The organism is Croceivirga radicis (assembly GCF_002072105.2).
GTDB lineage: Bacteria > Bacteroidota > Bacteroidia > Flavobacteriales > Flavobacteriaceae > Croceivirga > Croceivirga radicis.
Map to the genome: position 1 here is coordinate 176500 of NZ_MTBC01000007.1, position 16137 is coordinate 192636.

Here is a 16137-nt window from a genome sequence, read left to right on the forward strand (position 1 = left end):
TCCTAATAAGCCCGTTAAAGATGTATTTTTGCGGCATGAGAAGAAAAAGTCGTAATAAGCTGTTTGAAAAGGTCAACGTAGTAGACGCTGGGGCAAAAGGCAAATCTGTAGCCAAATCGCCAGATGGCCGTGTTATCTTTTTATCCAATGCCGTACCTGGAGATATTGTGGATGTACAAACTTTTAAAAAACGTAAAAATTTCTTTGAAGGAACTGCGGTTCATTTTCATGAACTATCAGATAAACGTACCACTCCAGAATGCGAACATTTTGGTACCTGTGGCGGCTGTAAATGGCAACATATGGGTTACGAGCATCAACTGTATTACAAGCAAAAAGAGGTTGAGCAGAATTTAATGCGTATTGGTCAATTAGAGTTACCAGAAATCTCACCTATTCTAGGTTCTAAAAAGCACTATTTCTATCGAAATAAAATGGAATTTTCTTTTTCTGATTCTAGATGGCTTTCTTTAGATGAAATTAAATCTGATAAAGAGATAGAAAATAGAAACGCACTTGGCTTTCACATACCCGGTATGTGGGATAAAATATTGGACATCAATAAATGTTACTTACAACCAGACCCAAGTAATGCCATACGTTTAGAAGCCAAAAAATTTGCACAAGAACATGATTTGGAATTCTTTAATCCTAGAAACCAAACCGGATTATTACGCACTTTAATGATTAGAACCAGTACACTTGGTGAAGTCATGGTAGTAATTCAGTTTTTCAAGGATGAGAAAGAGAAAATTACAATGGTATTAGACCATTTAGAGGCAACTTTCCCAGAGATAACCAGCTTGCAGTATGTAGTAAATAGCAAACAAAACGACACCATTTACGACCAAGAAATTATTTGTTACAAAGGAAGAGATTACATTTTTGAAGAAATGGAAGGTTTGCGTTTTAAAATAAACGCTAAATCGTTTTATCAAACAAACCCAGAACAAGCCTACGAACTGTATAAAGTAACCCGTGATTTTGCCAACCTAACCGGAAACGAGTTGGTTTATGATTTGTACACGGGAACGGGAACCATTGCACAGTTTGTTGCTAAAAAGGCCAAAAAAGTTATTGGTATAGAATCAGTACCCGAAGCAATTATAGATGCAAAAGCCAATGCAGAGGCAAACAACATAAACAACGCGGAATTTTTTGTTGGTGATATGAAAAATGTCTTTGATGGCGATTTTATTAACGAACATGGTGTGCCAGATGTAATTATCACCGATCCACCTAGAGATGGTATGCACAAAAAAGTTGTTGAACAATTGTTAAACGTTGCCCCAGAAAAAATTGTTTACGTAAGTTGCAACAGTGCCACACAGGCAAGGGATCTGGCGTTAATGGATCATCAATACAAGGTAGTTAAAGTACAGCCTGTAGACATGTTTCCACAGACCCACCATGTAGAAAATGTGGTACTTTTACAAAAAAGATAATACATACATGAAGCGATTGCTATATGTTTTGATCGTAGCGTTTTTAGTTCAATTTTCGTCTTGTGAAAAGGATGATATCTGTGTGGCAGGAGATACACCTCTATTGATGTTAGGCTTTTACGACTATGAAGAGCCAGAAACAGAAAAATCTGTACCTAACCTAAGGTCTACGGAAACTTTATCTAATTTGGTGGTTAACACCCTTGGCAACAAAACCACGGATAGCTTACCGCTCCGTACAGATGCCTCTAGTACTACTTTTGTCTTACACAATAATTATAGTGTTGCAGAAGACGGTACAGTTAATGGAAATCCAGACACGGTTACGTTTACCTATTCGGTAGAAGAAGAATTCTTATCTACTGCATGTGGGTATATAGCAAATTATAATGAGCTTACCGCAGCCCTTACATCGGATACGGGTAATTGGATAGATAGTATAGCCGTAGAAGTAACTTTAGTTAAAAGAGACACGTTAACCCATGTTAAGATATTTCATTAAGCTGCTAATCTTTTTGGTTTTGTTTAGCCATAATAGCTTTGCCCAAACCAAGACCATAGACCTTCAAGAAAAGGATACAATAACCAGAAAATACGCCTATGGCCTACGCATTGGGGTAGACCTAAGTAGACAAGTACAAGGATTTTTAGACGATGATTATAGCGGACTAGAATTAGTTGCTGATTACAGGTTAAACGATAAATGGTATTTGGCGGCAGAAGTAGGTAAAGAAGAAAAAACAAAGGACGAAAATATAGGCAATTCTGTCTTATACGATTACACCGTTTCTGGTAATTACATTAAGTTGGGGGCAGATTACAATACCTATGGCAATTGGTACGGCATGAGTAATTTAATTACCGTTGGTGGCCGTGTAGCGCATAGTTCTTTTTCCAATACGGTAAACAATTTTAGTTTTTATAACGAAAACCGAACATATGCGCCAGAAGGGGATTTTGTTTTAGGCAGCAACACGCCTACGGAATATGATGGATTGAGTGCCACTTGGTTAGAATTTGTTCTTGGCTTAAAACATGAGGTTTTCAACAATGTGTATTTGGGAATGAGTGTTAGAATGGCCCACTTACTATCTAACAAAGAAGCAGATAATTTTAATAACCTATGGATTCCTGGCTTTAATAAAGTTACGGAAGATGCTAAATGGGGCGTTGGCTACAACTATTCTATTTCCTATTTTATTCCCCTATATAAAAAGACAAAAAAACCAAAAAAGGATTCGGAAAAAGAGGAATAAATTACGCAGTTATTCCAGCGGTATAGTTAAACTTGTACTATGCAATTGGCATTGTTACAAATAAGGTCAGAGGTTGGCGCTATCCAATACAATCTAAAAAAACACAAGGAATGGGTAACCAGAGCTTGTGTGCAAACTACTGACTTAATTATTTTTCCTGAATTATCCTTAACGGGATATACAACCAAACAGGCCAACAATATAGCACTTACTAGACAGGACCCAGTTTGGGGTGTATTTTCAAAACTAAGTAATCAACACAATACAACTATAGTAGTAGGTAGCCCGCTTGGTACCATTAAAAAGCCAAAAATAGCTGCTTTTATTACCAAGCCACAACAAAAAACAGAATGCTATGCCAAGCATCTTTTACATGTAGATGAACAACCCTTTTTTGATAACGGTATATCCTTTAAGGTCTTTTACATAGCGGGTAAAAAGATTGTATTTTTTATTTGTTATGAAAGCTTCACAATAGACGCCCATGAATTTATTAACAAACAAAAACCAGACTTAGTGTTGGCATCTGCAGCTAAAACAAAAAAAGCTATGATAAGTAGTTATGACTATTTACAGCAACTAGCCAAAAATACGGTTACACCTATTGGTATTGTAAATTGTGTGGGGCCCTGCGAGGGGTTTATTGGTGGTGGGCGTAGTGCTTTTTGGGATGAAAATGGAAAACTAATTCGTGCTTTAGCGGAAGATGAGGGTATTTTAAGAATATCCCTAAAACAAAATAGTCCCAACTAATGTTGGGACCATATTAATTGTATACTTAAAAACGTACTACTCTTCTTCCGAACTTTCTTCCTCTATAGCCGGTGCAAATTCGGTAATACCATTGTCATGCAGTAGGTTATACCACTGTATAATTTTCTTGATATCACTGGCGTACACCCTATCTTCATCGTAGTTAGGTAGAATTTCAAAAAAATATTCTTCTAACTTTATTTTTTCGTCTTTGTGATGTACGGCTGTTTTACCCCCATTTTCTTTATCCTTGATTTTCTGAAAAACCTCTCTTAATGGAACTTCTTCCTCCAAGGTATAAATGGCAATTTCAGACAGTACGCTTACGTTGTTTCTAAAACCAACGGTAATTCTTTTCCCGTCTATTAAAGATTCTCCAACAAAACCGGAACGGGTCTGTGTTATTAATTTATACAATCCTGGTTTTCCACCGATAGATAATATTTTCTCCAACGCCATGTTTATCTAAATTTATGCGCGCAAATTTATGCTTTTATAAAAACTGCCCAAGTATTAACGCCCTTTTTTCAACAAAGGAAAACGCATTTTGTACTCAACCCTAATCTTTCCTTTGGCTATTTTGTCTAATCTACTCTTTAACAAACGCTTTTTTAAAGATGATAATTTATCCGTGAATAGCACACCTTCTATGTGGTCATATTCATGCTGTATTACCCGCGCTAACAAACCATCATATTCTTCAGTATGTGTATTGAACGCTTCGTCTTGGTAGGTTATCTTAATCTTTGGTTTTCTATAGACATCTTCCCTAACATCGGGTATACTCAAACAACCCTCGTTAAATCCCCATTCCTCACCAGTCTCCTCTTCAATTTTTGCATTGATGAAAACCTTTTTAAAACCATTTAATTGCTTACTTTCTTCTTCAGATAAATCTTCGTCATTGGAAAAAGGGGTAGTATCCACCAAAAAAATACGAATGGGAAGTCCAACCTGTGGTGCGGCCAAACCCACACCACTTGCATTATACATGGTCTCCCACATATTTTGCAAAAGTGAATCCAAATTGGGATATTCTTTTGTTATCTCAGATGCTTTTTTTCTTAAAACTGGGTCTCCGTAAGCCGTAATTGGTAAAATCATATGCTATTTTCTCTCTAAATAAGATTGTAAAATTAAGGTAGCGCTTATCTGGTCTACCAAAGCTTTATCTTGTCTTTTTTTCTTTTTTAATCCACCATCTATCATAGTACGCACTGCCAATTTAGAGGTAAACCTTTCATCTTGCCGCTCTACGGATAAATTGGGGAAATTTTGTTGAAATTTAGCAAGAAATGCTTTGATAAGCTTTTCAGATTCAGAGGCGGAACCATCCATCTGTTTAGGCTCTCCTACAATAACCTTCTCCACATTTTCTTGCGCAAAATAATTTTTAAGAAATGGAATTAGATCTTTGGTTGCTACCGTTGTTAAACCAGATGCAATTAATTGTATTTCGTCTGTTACGGCAATACCTGTTCTTACCTTACCATAATCCAATGCCATTAACCTTGCCACAAAATCTAAATTTTGGCAAAAATAGCCTTAAAAATGTTATGCATTTAAAATTAGGCGGAATTATTGTCTTTCTAAAACTATCTTTACAACAAAATTGAAGTAATGACAGAACTTAAAGCCCTTATAGAGAAAGCTTGGGATAATCGCGATTTATTAAAAGAAGAAGCAACCCAAAACGCTATAAGAAAAGTTATAGACTTAATAGATGAAGGTACTTTACGTTGTGCCGAACCAACAGCAGATGGTTGGCAGATAAACGAATGGGTTAAAAAAGGTGTAGTGCTATATTTTCCAATTCAACAAATGGAAGTTTTAGAGGCAGGTATTTTTGAATACCACGACAAAATTCCGTTAAAAAAAGGTTACAAAGAAAAGGGTATACGTGTAGTACCACATGCGGTTGCTAGACACGGGGCCTACATCTCTAAAGGCACCATTTTAATGCCTAGTTATGTAAACATAGGTGCCTACGTTGATGAAGGTACTATGGTAGATACATGGGCCACCGTAGGTAGCTGTGCCCAAATAGGTAAAAACGTTCACTTAAGTGGAGGTGTTGGTATTGGTGGTGTATTAGAGCCATTGCAAGCTGCTCCCGTAATTATAGAAGACAATGCTTTTATTGGCTCTAGATGTATTGTTGTAGAAGGTGTACGCGTAGAGAAAGAAGCTGTTTTGGGCGCTAACGTTGTTTTGACCGCATCTACAAAGATTATTGATGTTACGGGCAATGAACCTGTAGAAATGAAGGGGAGAGTTCCGGCACGCTCCGTGGTAATTCCTGGTAGCTACACTAAAAAATTTGCCGCAGGAGAATACCAAGTACCTTGTGCTTTAATAATTGGTAAGCGAAAGGAAAGTACCGATAAGAAAACTAGTTTAAACGATGCCCTTCGTGAACACGATGTAGCGGTTTAAACCTTAGACTAACTGTAATGCTTTGCCCATGGCCGTTTCCAAAAAATGTCCTTGGGCAATTTTTTCTCTAGTCACCGCTACTTTTGTAAGCATTTTTTGGTAATCACTTTCTGAAATTGCAGCTATTTTTTTGGACAATTCTTCTAAGGATTCTATAGTAAAACCTATGCCCTCTTCTTCTACCAATGTGGCTACCGCAGCCTTTTTCCAAATAATTAATGGTAGCCCGGCCAATAAGTATAATGAGGTTTTATGCGGATTATTAAATTGAACATAGTTGCCAAAAGCACCATCGCAGCGGTTTACCGCATTACCGTTCCATACCAAACCAAAATTTCCTTTTACATGGTTTAAAACCTCATCTGGAGCAAAACTCCCATGGTAGTTTAAAATTGATTTTTTTTGCACCTTCTCCTTTTGAAAACCACCGCCATAAAGTTCCAATCTAAAACCCGGTTCTTTTAATGCATTCAATTTGTACAAAAATGCACTCTTTTCCATCCCAAGACCACCGGCAAATACAATCTTGGTTCCTTTTGCTGTAGGTAAGACCGGTAAGCGCTGATCTGGTTTTAATAAATAATCAAAAAGATAGTTAGAAACCAATTCACCTTTAAAACCGTTGGCTTTAAACCAAGATAACATGGCTTTATTATGTACAACCAAAACGTCTGCCCTATTGAATAATTTCATTTCTTTGGCAACCTCCTTGTTCTTTCCCATAAGGGTTTTAACATCGTGTACAATTAAAATTATTTTGCACCCCTTAGCTTTGGCCCATTTGGTTTTGTATCCATAAAATTTGCTTAGTGGATACTGCATTACCAATGTAGACCTTTTAGGTAATGTTAATAGCCCTTTGGTGATACCCAAAAAACTAATTACGGCACCCAAAGCGGAACTTCTATAATTGGATTGCTTAAACCCTAAATTATAAATACCCATTTGGTCCAAAATCATTTCGCAATCCATTTTTGGTTTGGATGCTGCATTTTTGGCAAACTTGTAGTTCCTTGAGATATAATAAACGTTCTTGGTCACAACTGAATTTTAAAAAGATTTTTCAAAGATATTACTATACATATCAATTTAAGGTAGCTAATACCCATCTAAAAGTAAACTTGAGGTTATCTTTGAGGAGAATTTTTTACATAACTGTATTTAATGTACGATTATCTTATTGTTGGCGCTGGTTTGTATGGGGCTGTGTTTGCGCATGAAGCCAAAAAAAATGGAAAAACCTGTTTGGTAATAGACAAAAGAAAACACTTAGGTGGTAATATTTATTGTGAAAACATAGAGGGTATCAACGTGCATAAATATGGTGCACATATTTTTCATACCAACGATAAAAACATCTGGGACTATGTAAATTCGTTTGTTCCATTTAATAGATATACCAATTCTCCGTTGGCAAATTACAAGGGGCAACTTTATAATTTGCCATTCAACATGAATACATTTTATCAGCTATGGCAAGTAAAGACGCCACAGGAGGCACTTACCATTATTGAAAAACAAACTTCTAAATACAAAGAAAAAGAACCTACTAATTTAGAAGAGCAAGCTTTAGGGTTGGTTGGAGAAGATATCTATACTAAACTCATAAAAGGTTATACGGAAAAACAATGGGGACGCAAAGCTACCGATCTGCCCGCGTTTATTATAAAACGTTTGCCTTTAAGATTTACATTTGATAACAACTATTTTAATGACACCTATCAGGGCATACCCATTGGAGGATATAATAGGCTAATTAATGGCCTATTAGCTGATATTACGTGTAGAACAAATGTTGACTTTTTTGAACAAAAAGAAGAATTACAAAAGCTAGCGCATAAAACGGTTTTTACAGGTAAAATTGATTCTTATTTTGATTATAAATTTGGGCAATTGGAATATAGAAGCCTACGTTTTGAACATGAAATATTAGACATTCCAAATTACCAGGGCAACGCGGTGGTTAATTATACCGAAGCTTCTATACCCTATACCCGGATATTAGAACACAAGCATTTTGAATTTGGCAAACAACCAAAAACGGTCATTACCAAGGAATATCCTCTAGAGGCTGGCATTAAAAACGAACCTTACTATCCTGTTAACGATGCCCCAAACACCCAACGCTACAATAAGTACAAGGAATTAGCCAAAAATGAAAAAAATGTAATATTTGGTGGCAGATTGGCGGAATATAAATATTATGATATGCATCAAGTAATTGGCAGTGCATTGGCCAAAACCAGAAAGATTTTTAGTCCGTAAGCAAAAGTCTATTTTATAAATTTCACAAGATTGCACGCAACCTTTTAATAAAATAAGACTCTATTAGCAGACTCATTAGTTTGTAAGAAAAAGTAACACTTATACAATTTAATTGTTGTTTTTAAGTTATAATTTTGCGAGCACAAAACGAACATAACCATAAATTTCGTTAGCAATTGAACAACTCTGACCAAAAAATTACCGCACTAATAATAACCTACAATGAAATTGAACACATTAAAATGTGTTTAGATTCCATACGGTTTGCAGATGAGATTATTGTGGTGGATTCTTTTAGTACGGACGGGACTTACGAATACCTTTTAGAACAAGAGAACGTTAACGTAATTCAGCATCCATTTAGCAACTTTACAGCCCAGAAATCTTTTGCTTTAGAAAAAGCAACTAACAATTGGGTGCTCTTTATAGATGCAGACGAAGTGGTTACAGACAAGCTGGCTAGTGAAATTAAAGACACGGTAAACAAACCTGATGCCCTCGCTGCCTATTGGTTTTATAGAACGTTTATGTTCAAAACAGAACGGTTGCGTTTTAGCGGCTGGCAAACCGATAAAAATATAAGATTATTCCAAAAGAACAAATGCCGTTTTACAGATGCAAAATTAGTTCATGAAACCCTTGAGGTAGATGGCACAACTGGCATATTAAAAGAAAAACTTACCCATTACTGTTATAAAAATTATGCAGATTACAAAGGTAAAATGCTCAGTTATGGTAGGCTTAAAGCAAAAGAAGCGTTCTATAAAGAAAAACAGTTTAACTATTGTTTATTCATTTTTAAGCCTTTTTGGAAATTTGTACACCATTACCTCATACGTTTGGGCTTTTTAGATGGTAAAAAAGGAATTATTATCAGCTATTTAAATGCATTGAGTGTTTGGGAGCGTTACCGCGAACTTAAAAGGCTTAGAAAAAAGAACGAGATAGCCTACCTATTGGTAATGCCTTAATCCTTCTGTATTCCATAAGGTGTCCAAACCTTTTTTTTGGTACGTGTTGCTTTTCTTATTGCGGCGTTTTTAGCTAAAGACTCTGGTGTTTTATAACCGCGTTTATGATCCAAGTGCACACAAACGGCACTATATCTTAATTGTTTGGACTTTATTCCAAAATTAAACAAACGTTCTCCCAATTCCCTATCCTGTCCACCGTATTGCATGCGCTCATCAAAGCCGTTTACGTTCAAGATGTCTTTTTTCCAACCAGAACTGTTGTGCCCGTTCCAACTGGCATTGGTAGGGGTAAATGCATTTAGAAATCTCGAAACCAACCCTTTTGCCGTAAGTTTGTTATTTTTAAATGTCTTGGGTATTCCTTTTTCTTTGAGCCAATTAATATTAAAACAGTTTTGTTGTTTTATGTCCTCCTCAGAAATCATCTTAGAAATGTTCATAGGTAACATATAATACCCCCCAGATATAAAATAACCTGGCTTTTTGTTAAGATAGTGCACATGCACAAAATCCTCTCTAGGAATGCAATCACCATCTGTCATTATAATATAATCGGTAGTACAGGCCACTACCGCTTTGTTTAATATTCTCGATTTTTGAAAACCTTCGTCCTCTTGCCACACATGAACAATTGGATAGAAAACAGTTTTTTTCATTTCATCCAAAAGAGCTTTAGTCTTGGGTCCAGAACCATCATCTGCAACAACAACTTCAAAATCTTTATAAATTTGGCAATTAAAACCCCAAAGCACTTTTTGCAACCAAGCTTCAGAATTATAAGTGCTAATTACTATAGAAATTTTTGGATTTACCGGAATACTCTTCTCCATGGGTTCAAAAATAATAAACCGCAAAGGTATATCTTTGGTTTTCTTAAAACATAAGAATATTAAATAGTCTTAAAACTTAATCCTAGAGTTCATAAAAAACTTGTAATGACCTTCATGATTTACATCAACTTAGTTTAAATGAAATTAGTAAAAGAGCTACCTATATCTATTGCCAAAACCGGTTACTTATCATTTAAGTCATTTTCTAGTAAAGACTTAAAGAAAAAAGAGCAGGTGCCGGTAATTGTTTCATTAACATCTATTCCTTCTAGATTGGGAAGTCTACATTTAGTAATAAAAAGTATTCTTGACCAGACCAAAATGCCTTCTAAGATTATAGTATGGCTCAACAGCGACTTAAAACAAAGTATTCCCAAATCCCTTAAAAACCTTGAAAACGAGTATTTTGAAATTGCATTTTCAAATTTAAACTGCTCCCATAGAAAATTAATACATACGTTAGAAAAACACCCAAACGAGATTATTGTAACTGTAGATGATGATTTTATGTACAGGTCTAATTTTATAGAATTAATCTACCAATGCCATTTAAAAAATCCTGAAGTAATCCTGGGGAACCATTGTGTTAATTTAAATTATGATGATAAGGGAAATGTTCTTCCCTATAAAACATGGAGACAAAATAGTGCAATTAATAGCAAAGCTAAAGTACCTGTAGGAGCTTGGGGCGTACTTTACCCGCCTAATAGTTTACATGCAGATGTGCTAAACGTAGATAAATTTTTAGAATTGACCCCTAAAGCAGACGACTTGTGGTTTAAAGCTATGGCCTTAAAAAATGGCACCTTATCCTTAGAAACTACTGTAAAACCCAAAGAACCAATCCCAATTGCCAATACCCAAAGAGTGTCTTTAAAGAAGGTAAATTTGGGCCAAGACCTAAATACCAAACAATGGAATGCATTGGAAAAAGAATATAGTTTAAAGCGTTTGATTCTTGATTAGAAAATAGAACAAACCAAGGTAATCTTTAATTATTACCTATTTTTACCACATTACATGCATTTGCCCGCTTATTTTGAACAATAAGAAAAGAACATACGTAGCTACTACAATTTATCACCTTTACCTGTCTATATTACATCTTATAAAAGACGCTAATTATACGGAAACTTACGGGGAGAATTTGCTCTTTTTAATTGAAACCACACCTGGTATAGAAGTTTTGATACCTGCTTTAAAACAGCATTTTTTTAAAGAAGTACACATTCTGTCTAAAAAAAAGACGCATAAAAAAGAACTAGGAAAGTTCAATTATGGTCTAAGAAGAAAAAGTACATTAATTCCTTACTTAGAAAAGAAACATCCATGCCTTGCAAATGAAAAAGCATTTATTTTAGCTTCTGATGTTTATCTATGTGAAACAGACTCCTCTAAAAGCTACTTTTATTATTTATGTGCCAATAAAGGCATGAGCATGATAGAAGACGGCGCAAGAACATACATAAAAAACCATTCTAAAATAGAATACCTGTATAAAACCTTTTTAACCAATACACCACTGGCAGGAGGGTACAACAAAGAAATTAGCGCTGTCTTAGCCCAGTACCCAGATAAGCTACCCGCAGAGTTAAAGCAAAAAGCCGTAGAACTAAACATTAATAAAGAATTACCCTTATTAAAAGAGGAGCATAAAAATTTAATATTCAATCTTTTCCTGTTTAATACGCCATTAAATATTTCCCACGATAAAAAAAAGGTGTTGGTACTAACCCAACCAATTTCTGAAGATAATATTGTAGCTAGCGAAGCTGTAAAAATTAAAATATATAAAGATTTAATTGATAGGATACCCAAAGAATATCAAATAATTATAAAGACACATCCAAGGGAAAAAACAGATTATAGTCTTCATTTTAATACTGCTTTGGTCTTACCTAAGTTGTTCCCTATTGAGTTGTTAGATCTAAAAGATAATTTTGAATTTGAAAAAGGATACACTTTATTTTCAACAGCTTTGGAGAACTTGAAAAGAATAAAAGAAAGACACTATATGGGAATTGATTATTTAGACTATTTTGCGTCCAAAGCAATAAAAAAGTTAATTCTGCATACGAATAAATCGTAAAATAACATGGCAATTAAACGTATTGGCTTTATTCCATTAAGAAAAAATTCTAAAGGGATTCCTCATAAAAACAAAAAGAAACTACTTGGCAGACCCTTATTTACATGGGTTTTAACCGAGGCTATTTTCTCAAATTTAGATACCATTTATGTTTTTACGGATGATGATGAAATAATTTCTTACCTAGAGCTTAATTTTAAGTGGTCCGACAAGGTCAAAGCTATAAAAAGATCAGATGAAAACGCATCGGACACCGCATCTACCGAAGCGGCCATGTTAGAATTTGCTTCAAAAATAGACTGGGACTTTGATTATTTCTGCTTGTTGCAAGCAACATCGCCCTTAACTAAAAGAGAACACATAAACGAAGCTTTACATTGCGTTACGCAACAAGATTATGACAGCGCTTTATCTGTAGTTAAAACACATCGATTTATTTGGGACAGCAATGGAAAAAGTCTTAATTATGACATTTACAAAAGACCTAGAAGACAAGATTTTGAAGGGCTAAACATAGAAAATGGCGCCGTTTACACCACTACCAAAGAAGCCTTTAAAAATAGTAGCAATAGAATAAGTGGCAACATTGCCACCATAGAAATGCCCGAGGAAACCTTAACGGAAATAGACTCCCTTTCTGATTGGAAAATCATAGAACAATTAATCATCAACACAAGTAAAACCAGTAAAAATACTGGGAGATTAAATTATTTGGTTTTGGATGTAGACGGTGTATTTACAGATGGAAGGGTAACATTTGGCGTAGAAGGTGAACTTTCCAAAACCTTTGACATGCGAGATGGTATGGGACTAGAAATTCTAAGACAACACAATGTTCAAGTTATTGTAATGACTTCAGAGAACTCCAAAGTGGTTCAAAAACGAATGGAAAAACTTAAAATCAAAGATGTTTACTTAGGGGTAAAAGATAAATATTCATTGATAGAACAACTGCAGGCAGAAAGCAAAATACATGTGAATGCCACGGCTTACGTTGGAGATGATGTTAATGACCTAAGCAATATGTTACGAGTAGCATGGTCTTTTTGCCCTAAAAATGCTACCAAAGAAATAAAATACCACGCAGACGTTGTGCTAAATCACGATTCTGCAAATGGTGCCATAAGAGAAGTATCAGAATTTATAATTAATTATAATCAACGGTTTGAATAAATTTAAAGAACCCTATGTAATTGCCGAGATTGGCTGTAACCATAAAGGGGAAATGCAGATTGCCAAAGAATTAATTAACATGGCAAAAATCTTTGGAAATGCCAATGCGGTAAAGTTTCAAAAAAGAAACAACAAAGAGTTACTTACAGAAGAACAATATAATGCGCCACACCCTAACCCTGTTAACTCCTATGGAGAAACCTATGGTGCCCACAGAGAGTTTTTAGAATTTACGGTAGAGCAGCACCAAGAATTAAAAAGTTATTGTGAGGAGTTGGGTATTACCTATGCTACCTCAGTTTGGGATACCACCTCGGCCAAGGAAATATGTAGCCTAGAACCTGAGTTTATAAAAATTCCATCTGCGTGTAATAACCATTATAAGATGCTTACTTACCTGTGCGAGAATTACCAGGGAGAGATACATATTTCAACAGGGATGACCACAAAAGATGAAATTGAAGAACTAATTCAATTCTTTACCCAAAAGGGAAGAAACCAAGACCTAGTGCTGTACAATTGTACCTCTGGATACCCAGTTCCATTTAAAGATATTTGTTTATTGGATATTTTAACCCTTAAAGAGAAGTATGGCGATAAGGTCAAAAGTATTGGTTTTTCTGGGCATCATTTAGGTATTGCGGTAGATGTTGCCGCCTACACCCTTGGGGCACATGTTATAGAAAGGCATTATACCCTAGACCGCACCTGGAAGGGAACAGACCATGCCGCTTCTTTAGAACCCATGGGTTTACGTAAATTAACAAGAGATTTACGAGCAACTTATGAGGCCCTTACCTACAAGGAACAAGATATCCTTGCCATTGAACAAGTACAAAGAGATAAATTAAAATATAAGAAATAAAGCTATTAACCATGAAAGAAGACATTGCAAAATGTTTGGAAACCTTGCAAAATGGTGGACTTATCTTATATCCTACAGATACGGTTTGGGGCATAGGCTGTGATGCCACCAATGCAGATGCGGTTAAAAAAGTTTACGCACTTAAGAATAGAGAAGATTCCAAAGCATTGATTTGCCTTGTAGCCAATGATGCTATGTTAGAACGCACCGTAGAACAAGTTCCAGAAGTAGCTTGGGATATCATCGATTTGGCAACAAAACCAACCACCATAATTTATGACAATCCCAAAGGAGTGGCAAAAAACCTAATTGCAGCAGATAATTCTTTGGCCATACGAATAGCTTCGGACGATTTTTGCAAAAATCTAATTCAGCGGTTTAAAAAACCTATTGTATCTACTTCAGCAAATATTTCTGGAGGGCCAACACCATCGCAATTCTCAGAAATAGACCACCGTATTTTAGAAGGCGTAGATTATGTGGTAAATTTGCATCGCGAAAAAACAAATCCATCTCCTTCTTCCATTATAAAACTAGGAAATGATGGTACGGTAAAGGTAATTAGGGAATAGCATACATGAAGTCGGAAAAATATCTAGAAGCATTAACCCATCCTGTTTTTAAATCTATTGGTAACGCGGCCGATGAACTTGGTCTAGAGGCCTATGTTATTGGCGGTTATGTGCGCGATTATTTTTTAAAACGAGGTACTGCAAAAGATATAGATGTGGTTGCCGTAGGCAGTGGCATTGTTTTAGCAAAAGAAGTTGCTAAGGTCCTTGAGGGAAGTTCTGACGTAAAAGTCTTTAAGAATTTTGGTACCGCTATGCTTACATATAAGGGTATGGAAATAGAATTTGTTGGCGCACGTAAAGAAAGTTATAATAGAGATAGTAGAAAACCCATAGTAGAAGATGGTACTTTGCAAGAAGACCAAGACCGTAGGGACTTTACCATTAATGCTTTGGCATTGGGGCTCAATGCACATAATTTTGGAATAGTATTAGACCCTTTTAAAGGATTAGCAGATCTGCAAAAAGGTATTCTAAGAACACCTTTAGAACCCGGCATTACCTATTCTGATGACCCGTTACGAATGATGCGCGCTATACGCTTTGCTACACAATTGAATTTTGAAATTGAATTAAGTTCTTTGAAAGCCATTAACGATCATAAAGAACGTATTGAAATTATTTCCAATGAGCGTATTGTAGATGAGTTGCACAAAATTCTGAATAGCAAGCAACCTTCTATTGGTTTTGCTTTAATGAACAAAACAGGGCTCCTACCCTATATTTTACCAGAACTTAAGGCTCTACAAGGCATAGAAGAGATTGAGGGACAACGGCATAAAGATAATTTTTGGCATACCTTAGAAGTAGTAGACAACATTGCTAAAACAACAGATAACCTTTGGTTACGTTGGGCGGCATTATTGCACGATATTGGTAAGGCACCTACTAAAAAGTTCCATAAAAAAATTGGGTGGACTTTTCATGCGCATGAATTTGTGGGTAGTAAAATGGTCTACAAATTATTTAAACGGTTACACATGCCATTGAACGATAAGATGAAATTTGTCCAGAAAATGGTGTTGATGAGCTCTAGGCCCATTATTCTATCCGAAGACCATGTTACAGATTCTGCGGTAAGAAGATTGGTTTTTGATGCTGGTGAACATGTAGAAGATTTGCTCACCTTATGCGAAGCAGACATTACCACTAAAAATCCTAAAAAGCAACGCCGTTACCTTAACAACTTCAAGTTGGTACGGCAAAAAATTAAGGAGGTAGAAGAACGGGACCGTATCAGAAATTTTCAACCACCAGTTAGTGGGGAAGAAATAATGAAGACCTTTAACCTTAAACCATCAAAAGAAATTGGTATCATAAAAGAAGCTATTAAAGAAGCTATTTTAGAGGGCGAAATACCCAACGAAAAAGAAGCTGCCTTTACCTATATGCTAAAAAAAGGAAAGGAATTGGGGCTACAAAAAGATGCTTAAATAAGGTATTTTAAAGTGTAATCCCCACATATTATGGGTTTTTCAT

18 protein-coding genes are annotated in these 16137 nt (G+C 35.7%); 13 read left to right on the top strand and 5 right to left on the bottom strand.

Features of this window, described 5'->3' with window-relative positions:
* The first annotated feature begins 35 nt into the window (after positions 1-35).
* From rlmD to BUL40_RS11600, 4 genes are read left to right on the top strand one after another with little or no spacing between them, the layout of a single operon-like run.
* Positions 36-1445 carry a 23S rRNA (uracil(1939)-C(5))-methyltransferase RlmD gene (rlmD, locus tag BUL40_RS11585; RefSeq protein ID WP_080319394.1) on the top strand — a complete coding sequence of 470 codons (1410 nt, stop codon included), beginning with the start codon at positions 36-38 and terminating at the stop codon, positions 1443-1445.
* Between the two features lie 7 nt (positions 1446-1452).
* Positions 1453-1947 (top strand): DUF6452 family protein, encoded by a 495-nt coding sequence (locus BUL40_RS11590; protein ID WP_029511618.1) that lies wholly within the window; start codon positions 1453-1455, stop codon positions 1945-1947.
* Positions 1928-2701, top strand: coding sequence for a DUF6048 family protein (locus BUL40_RS11595; protein ID WP_080319395.1), 774 nt, complete (start codon positions 1928-1930; stop codon positions 2699-2701). Before BUL40_RS11590 ends, BUL40_RS11595 begins: the two co-directional genes overlap by 20 nt.
* A 39-nt stretch (positions 2702-2740) precedes the next feature.
* Positions 2741-3454: a carbon-nitrogen hydrolase family protein gene (locus tag BUL40_RS11600; RefSeq protein WP_080319396.1), complete on the top strand. Its 714-nt coding sequence runs from the start codon at positions 2741-2743 to the stop codon at positions 3452-3454.
* A gap of 36 nt (positions 3455-3490) precedes the next feature.
* On the opposite strand, the gene BUL40_RS11605 is transcribed toward BUL40_RS11600, so the two are convergent.
* The 3 genes from BUL40_RS11605 to ruvX are packed head-to-tail and all read right to left on the bottom strand — an operon-like array spanning position 3491 to position 4972.
* Complete coding sequence (locus BUL40_RS11605; protein WP_080319397.1) at positions 3491-3913, bottom strand: DUF5606 family protein; 423 nt, start codon at positions 3911-3913, stop codon at positions 3491-3493.
* A 54-nt stretch (positions 3914-3967) separates the two neighbouring features.
* On the bottom strand, positions 3968-4558 hold the full coding sequence (def, locus tag BUL40_RS11610; protein ID WP_010520045.1) for a peptide deformylase: 591 nt from the start codon (positions 4556-4558) through the stop codon (positions 3968-3970).
* Between the two features lie 3 nt (positions 4559-4561).
* Positions 4562-4972: a Holliday junction resolvase RuvX gene (gene ruvX, locus BUL40_RS11615; protein WP_010520044.1), complete on the bottom strand. Its 411-nt coding sequence runs from the start codon at positions 4970-4972 to the stop codon at positions 4562-4564.
* 102 nt (positions 4973-5074) lie between these two features.
* Here ruvX and BUL40_RS11620 point away from each other — a divergent pair, with 102 nt between their 5' ends.
* A complete protein-coding gene (locus tag BUL40_RS11620) occupies positions 5075-5890 on the top strand; it encodes a 2,3,4,5-tetrahydropyridine-2,6-dicarboxylate N-succinyltransferase (RefSeq protein ID WP_080319398.1) in 816 nt (271 codons plus the stop codon).
* Positions 5891-5893: 3 nt separating this feature from the next.
* On the opposite strand, the gene BUL40_RS11625 is transcribed toward BUL40_RS11620, so the two are convergent.
* Positions 5894-6931, bottom strand: coding sequence for a beta-1,6-galactofuranosyltransferase (locus tag BUL40_RS11625; RefSeq protein ID WP_080319399.1), 1038 nt, complete (start codon positions 6929-6931; stop codon positions 5894-5896).
* Positions 6932-7054: 123 nt separating this feature from the next.
* Here BUL40_RS11625 and glf point away from each other — a divergent pair, with 123 nt between their 5' ends.
* Together glf and BUL40_RS11635 are read left to right on the top strand one after the other, a co-directional pair.
* Positions 7055-8155: a UDP-galactopyranose mutase gene (glf, locus tag BUL40_RS11630; protein WP_080319400.1), complete on the top strand. Its 1101-nt coding sequence runs from the start codon at positions 7055-7057 to the stop codon at positions 8153-8155.
* Positions 8156-8331: 176 nt separating this feature from the next.
* The gene (locus BUL40_RS11635) at positions 8332-9126 is read left to right on the top strand and encodes a glycosyltransferase family 2 protein (RefSeq protein WP_080319401.1); all 795 of its coding nucleotides are present in this window, start codon (positions 8332-8334) and stop codon (positions 9124-9126) included.
* Here the strand turns inward: BUL40_RS11635 and BUL40_RS11640 are convergent.
* Complete coding sequence (locus BUL40_RS11640; RefSeq protein ID WP_080319402.1) at positions 9123-9959, bottom strand: glycosyltransferase family 2 protein; 837 nt, start codon at positions 9957-9959, stop codon at positions 9123-9125. The genes BUL40_RS11635 and BUL40_RS11640 overlap by 4 nt on opposite strands.
* A gap of 138 nt (positions 9960-10097) precedes the next feature.
* On the opposite strand from BUL40_RS11640, the gene BUL40_RS11645 reads away from it, so the two are divergent.
* From BUL40_RS11645 to BUL40_RS11670, 6 genes are all read left to right on the top strand, one after another.
* Positions 10098-10925 (top strand): glycosyl transferase, encoded by an 828-nt coding sequence (locus BUL40_RS11645; RefSeq protein WP_080319403.1) that lies wholly within the window; start codon positions 10098-10100, stop codon positions 10923-10925.
* Between the two features lie 73 nt (positions 10926-10998).
* Positions 10999-12048 carry a polysialyltransferase family glycosyltransferase gene (locus tag BUL40_RS11650; RefSeq protein WP_080319404.1) on the top strand — a complete coding sequence of 350 codons (1050 nt, stop codon included), beginning with the start codon at positions 10999-11001 and terminating at the stop codon, positions 12046-12048.
* 6 nt (positions 12049-12054) lie between these two features.
* Complete coding sequence (locus BUL40_RS11655) at positions 12055-13221, top strand: acylneuraminate cytidylyltransferase (protein ID WP_176465477.1); 1167 nt, start codon at positions 12055-12057, stop codon at positions 13219-13221.
* On the top strand, positions 13214-14086 hold the full coding sequence (locus BUL40_RS11660) for an N-acetylneuraminate synthase family protein (RefSeq protein WP_080319405.1): 873 nt from the start codon (positions 13214-13216) through the stop codon (positions 14084-14086). Before BUL40_RS11655 ends, BUL40_RS11660 begins: the two co-directional genes overlap by 8 nt.
* An 11-nt stretch (positions 14087-14097) precedes the next feature.
* Complete coding sequence (locus BUL40_RS11665; protein ID WP_080319406.1) at positions 14098-14658, top strand: L-threonylcarbamoyladenylate synthase; 561 nt, start codon at positions 14098-14100, stop codon at positions 14656-14658.
* Between the two features lie 5 nt (positions 14659-14663).
* Positions 14664-16091 carry a CCA tRNA nucleotidyltransferase gene (locus tag BUL40_RS11670; protein ID WP_080319407.1) on the top strand — a complete coding sequence of 476 codons (1428 nt, stop codon included), beginning with the start codon at positions 14664-14666 and terminating at the stop codon, positions 16089-16091.
* The last annotated feature ends 46 nt before the right edge of the window (positions 16092-16137 follow it).

What these genes read in the sequence shown, in the direction of transcription:
- rlmD (WP_080319394.1), top strand. Translation starts at nt 36, where the DNA reads ATGAGAAGAAAAAGTCGTAATAAGCTGTTTGAAAAGGTCAACGTAGTA.
- BUL40_RS11590 (WP_029511618.1), top strand. Translation starts at nt 1,453, where the DNA reads ATGAAGCGATTGCTATATGTTTTGATCGTAGCGTTTTTAGTTCAATTT.
- BUL40_RS11595 (WP_080319395.1), top strand. Translation starts at nt 1,928, where the DNA reads ATGTTAAGATATTTCATTAAGCTGCTAATCTTTTTGGTTTTGTTTAGC.
- BUL40_RS11600 (WP_080319396.1), top strand. Translation starts at nt 2,741, where the DNA reads ATGCAATTGGCATTGTTACAAATAAGGTCAGAGGTTGGCGCTATCCAA.
- BUL40_RS11605 (WP_080319397.1), bottom strand. Translation starts at nt 3,913, where the DNA reads ATGGCGTTGGAGAAAATATTATCTATCGGTGGAAAACCAGGATTGTAT.
- def (WP_010520045.1), bottom strand. Translation starts at nt 4,558, where the DNA reads ATGATTTTACCAATTACGGCTTACGGAGACCCAGTTTTAAGAAAAAAA.
- BUL40_RS11620 (WP_080319398.1), top strand. Translation starts at nt 5,075, where the DNA reads ATGACAGAACTTAAAGCCCTTATAGAGAAAGCTTGGGATAATCGCGAT.
- glf (WP_080319400.1), top strand. Translation starts at nt 7,055, where the DNA reads ATGTACGATTATCTTATTGTTGGCGCTGGTTTGTATGGGGCTGTGTTT.
- BUL40_RS11640 (WP_080319402.1), bottom strand. Translation starts at nt 9,959, where the DNA reads ATGGAGAAGAGTATTCCGGTAAATCCAAAAATTTCTATAGTAATTAGC.
- BUL40_RS11645 (WP_080319403.1), top strand. Translation starts at nt 10,098, where the DNA reads ATGAAATTAGTAAAAGAGCTACCTATATCTATTGCCAAAACCGGTTAC.
- BUL40_RS11655 (WP_176465477.1), top strand. Translation starts at nt 12,055, where the DNA reads ATGGCAATTAAACGTATTGGCTTTATTCCATTAAGAAAAAATTCTAAA.
- BUL40_RS11665 (WP_080319406.1), top strand. Translation starts at nt 14,098, where the DNA reads ATGAAAGAAGACATTGCAAAATGTTTGGAAACCTTGCAAAATGGTGGA.
- BUL40_RS11670 (WP_080319407.1), top strand. Translation starts at nt 14,664, where the DNA reads ATGAAGTCGGAAAAATATCTAGAAGCATTAACCCATCCTGTTTTTAAA.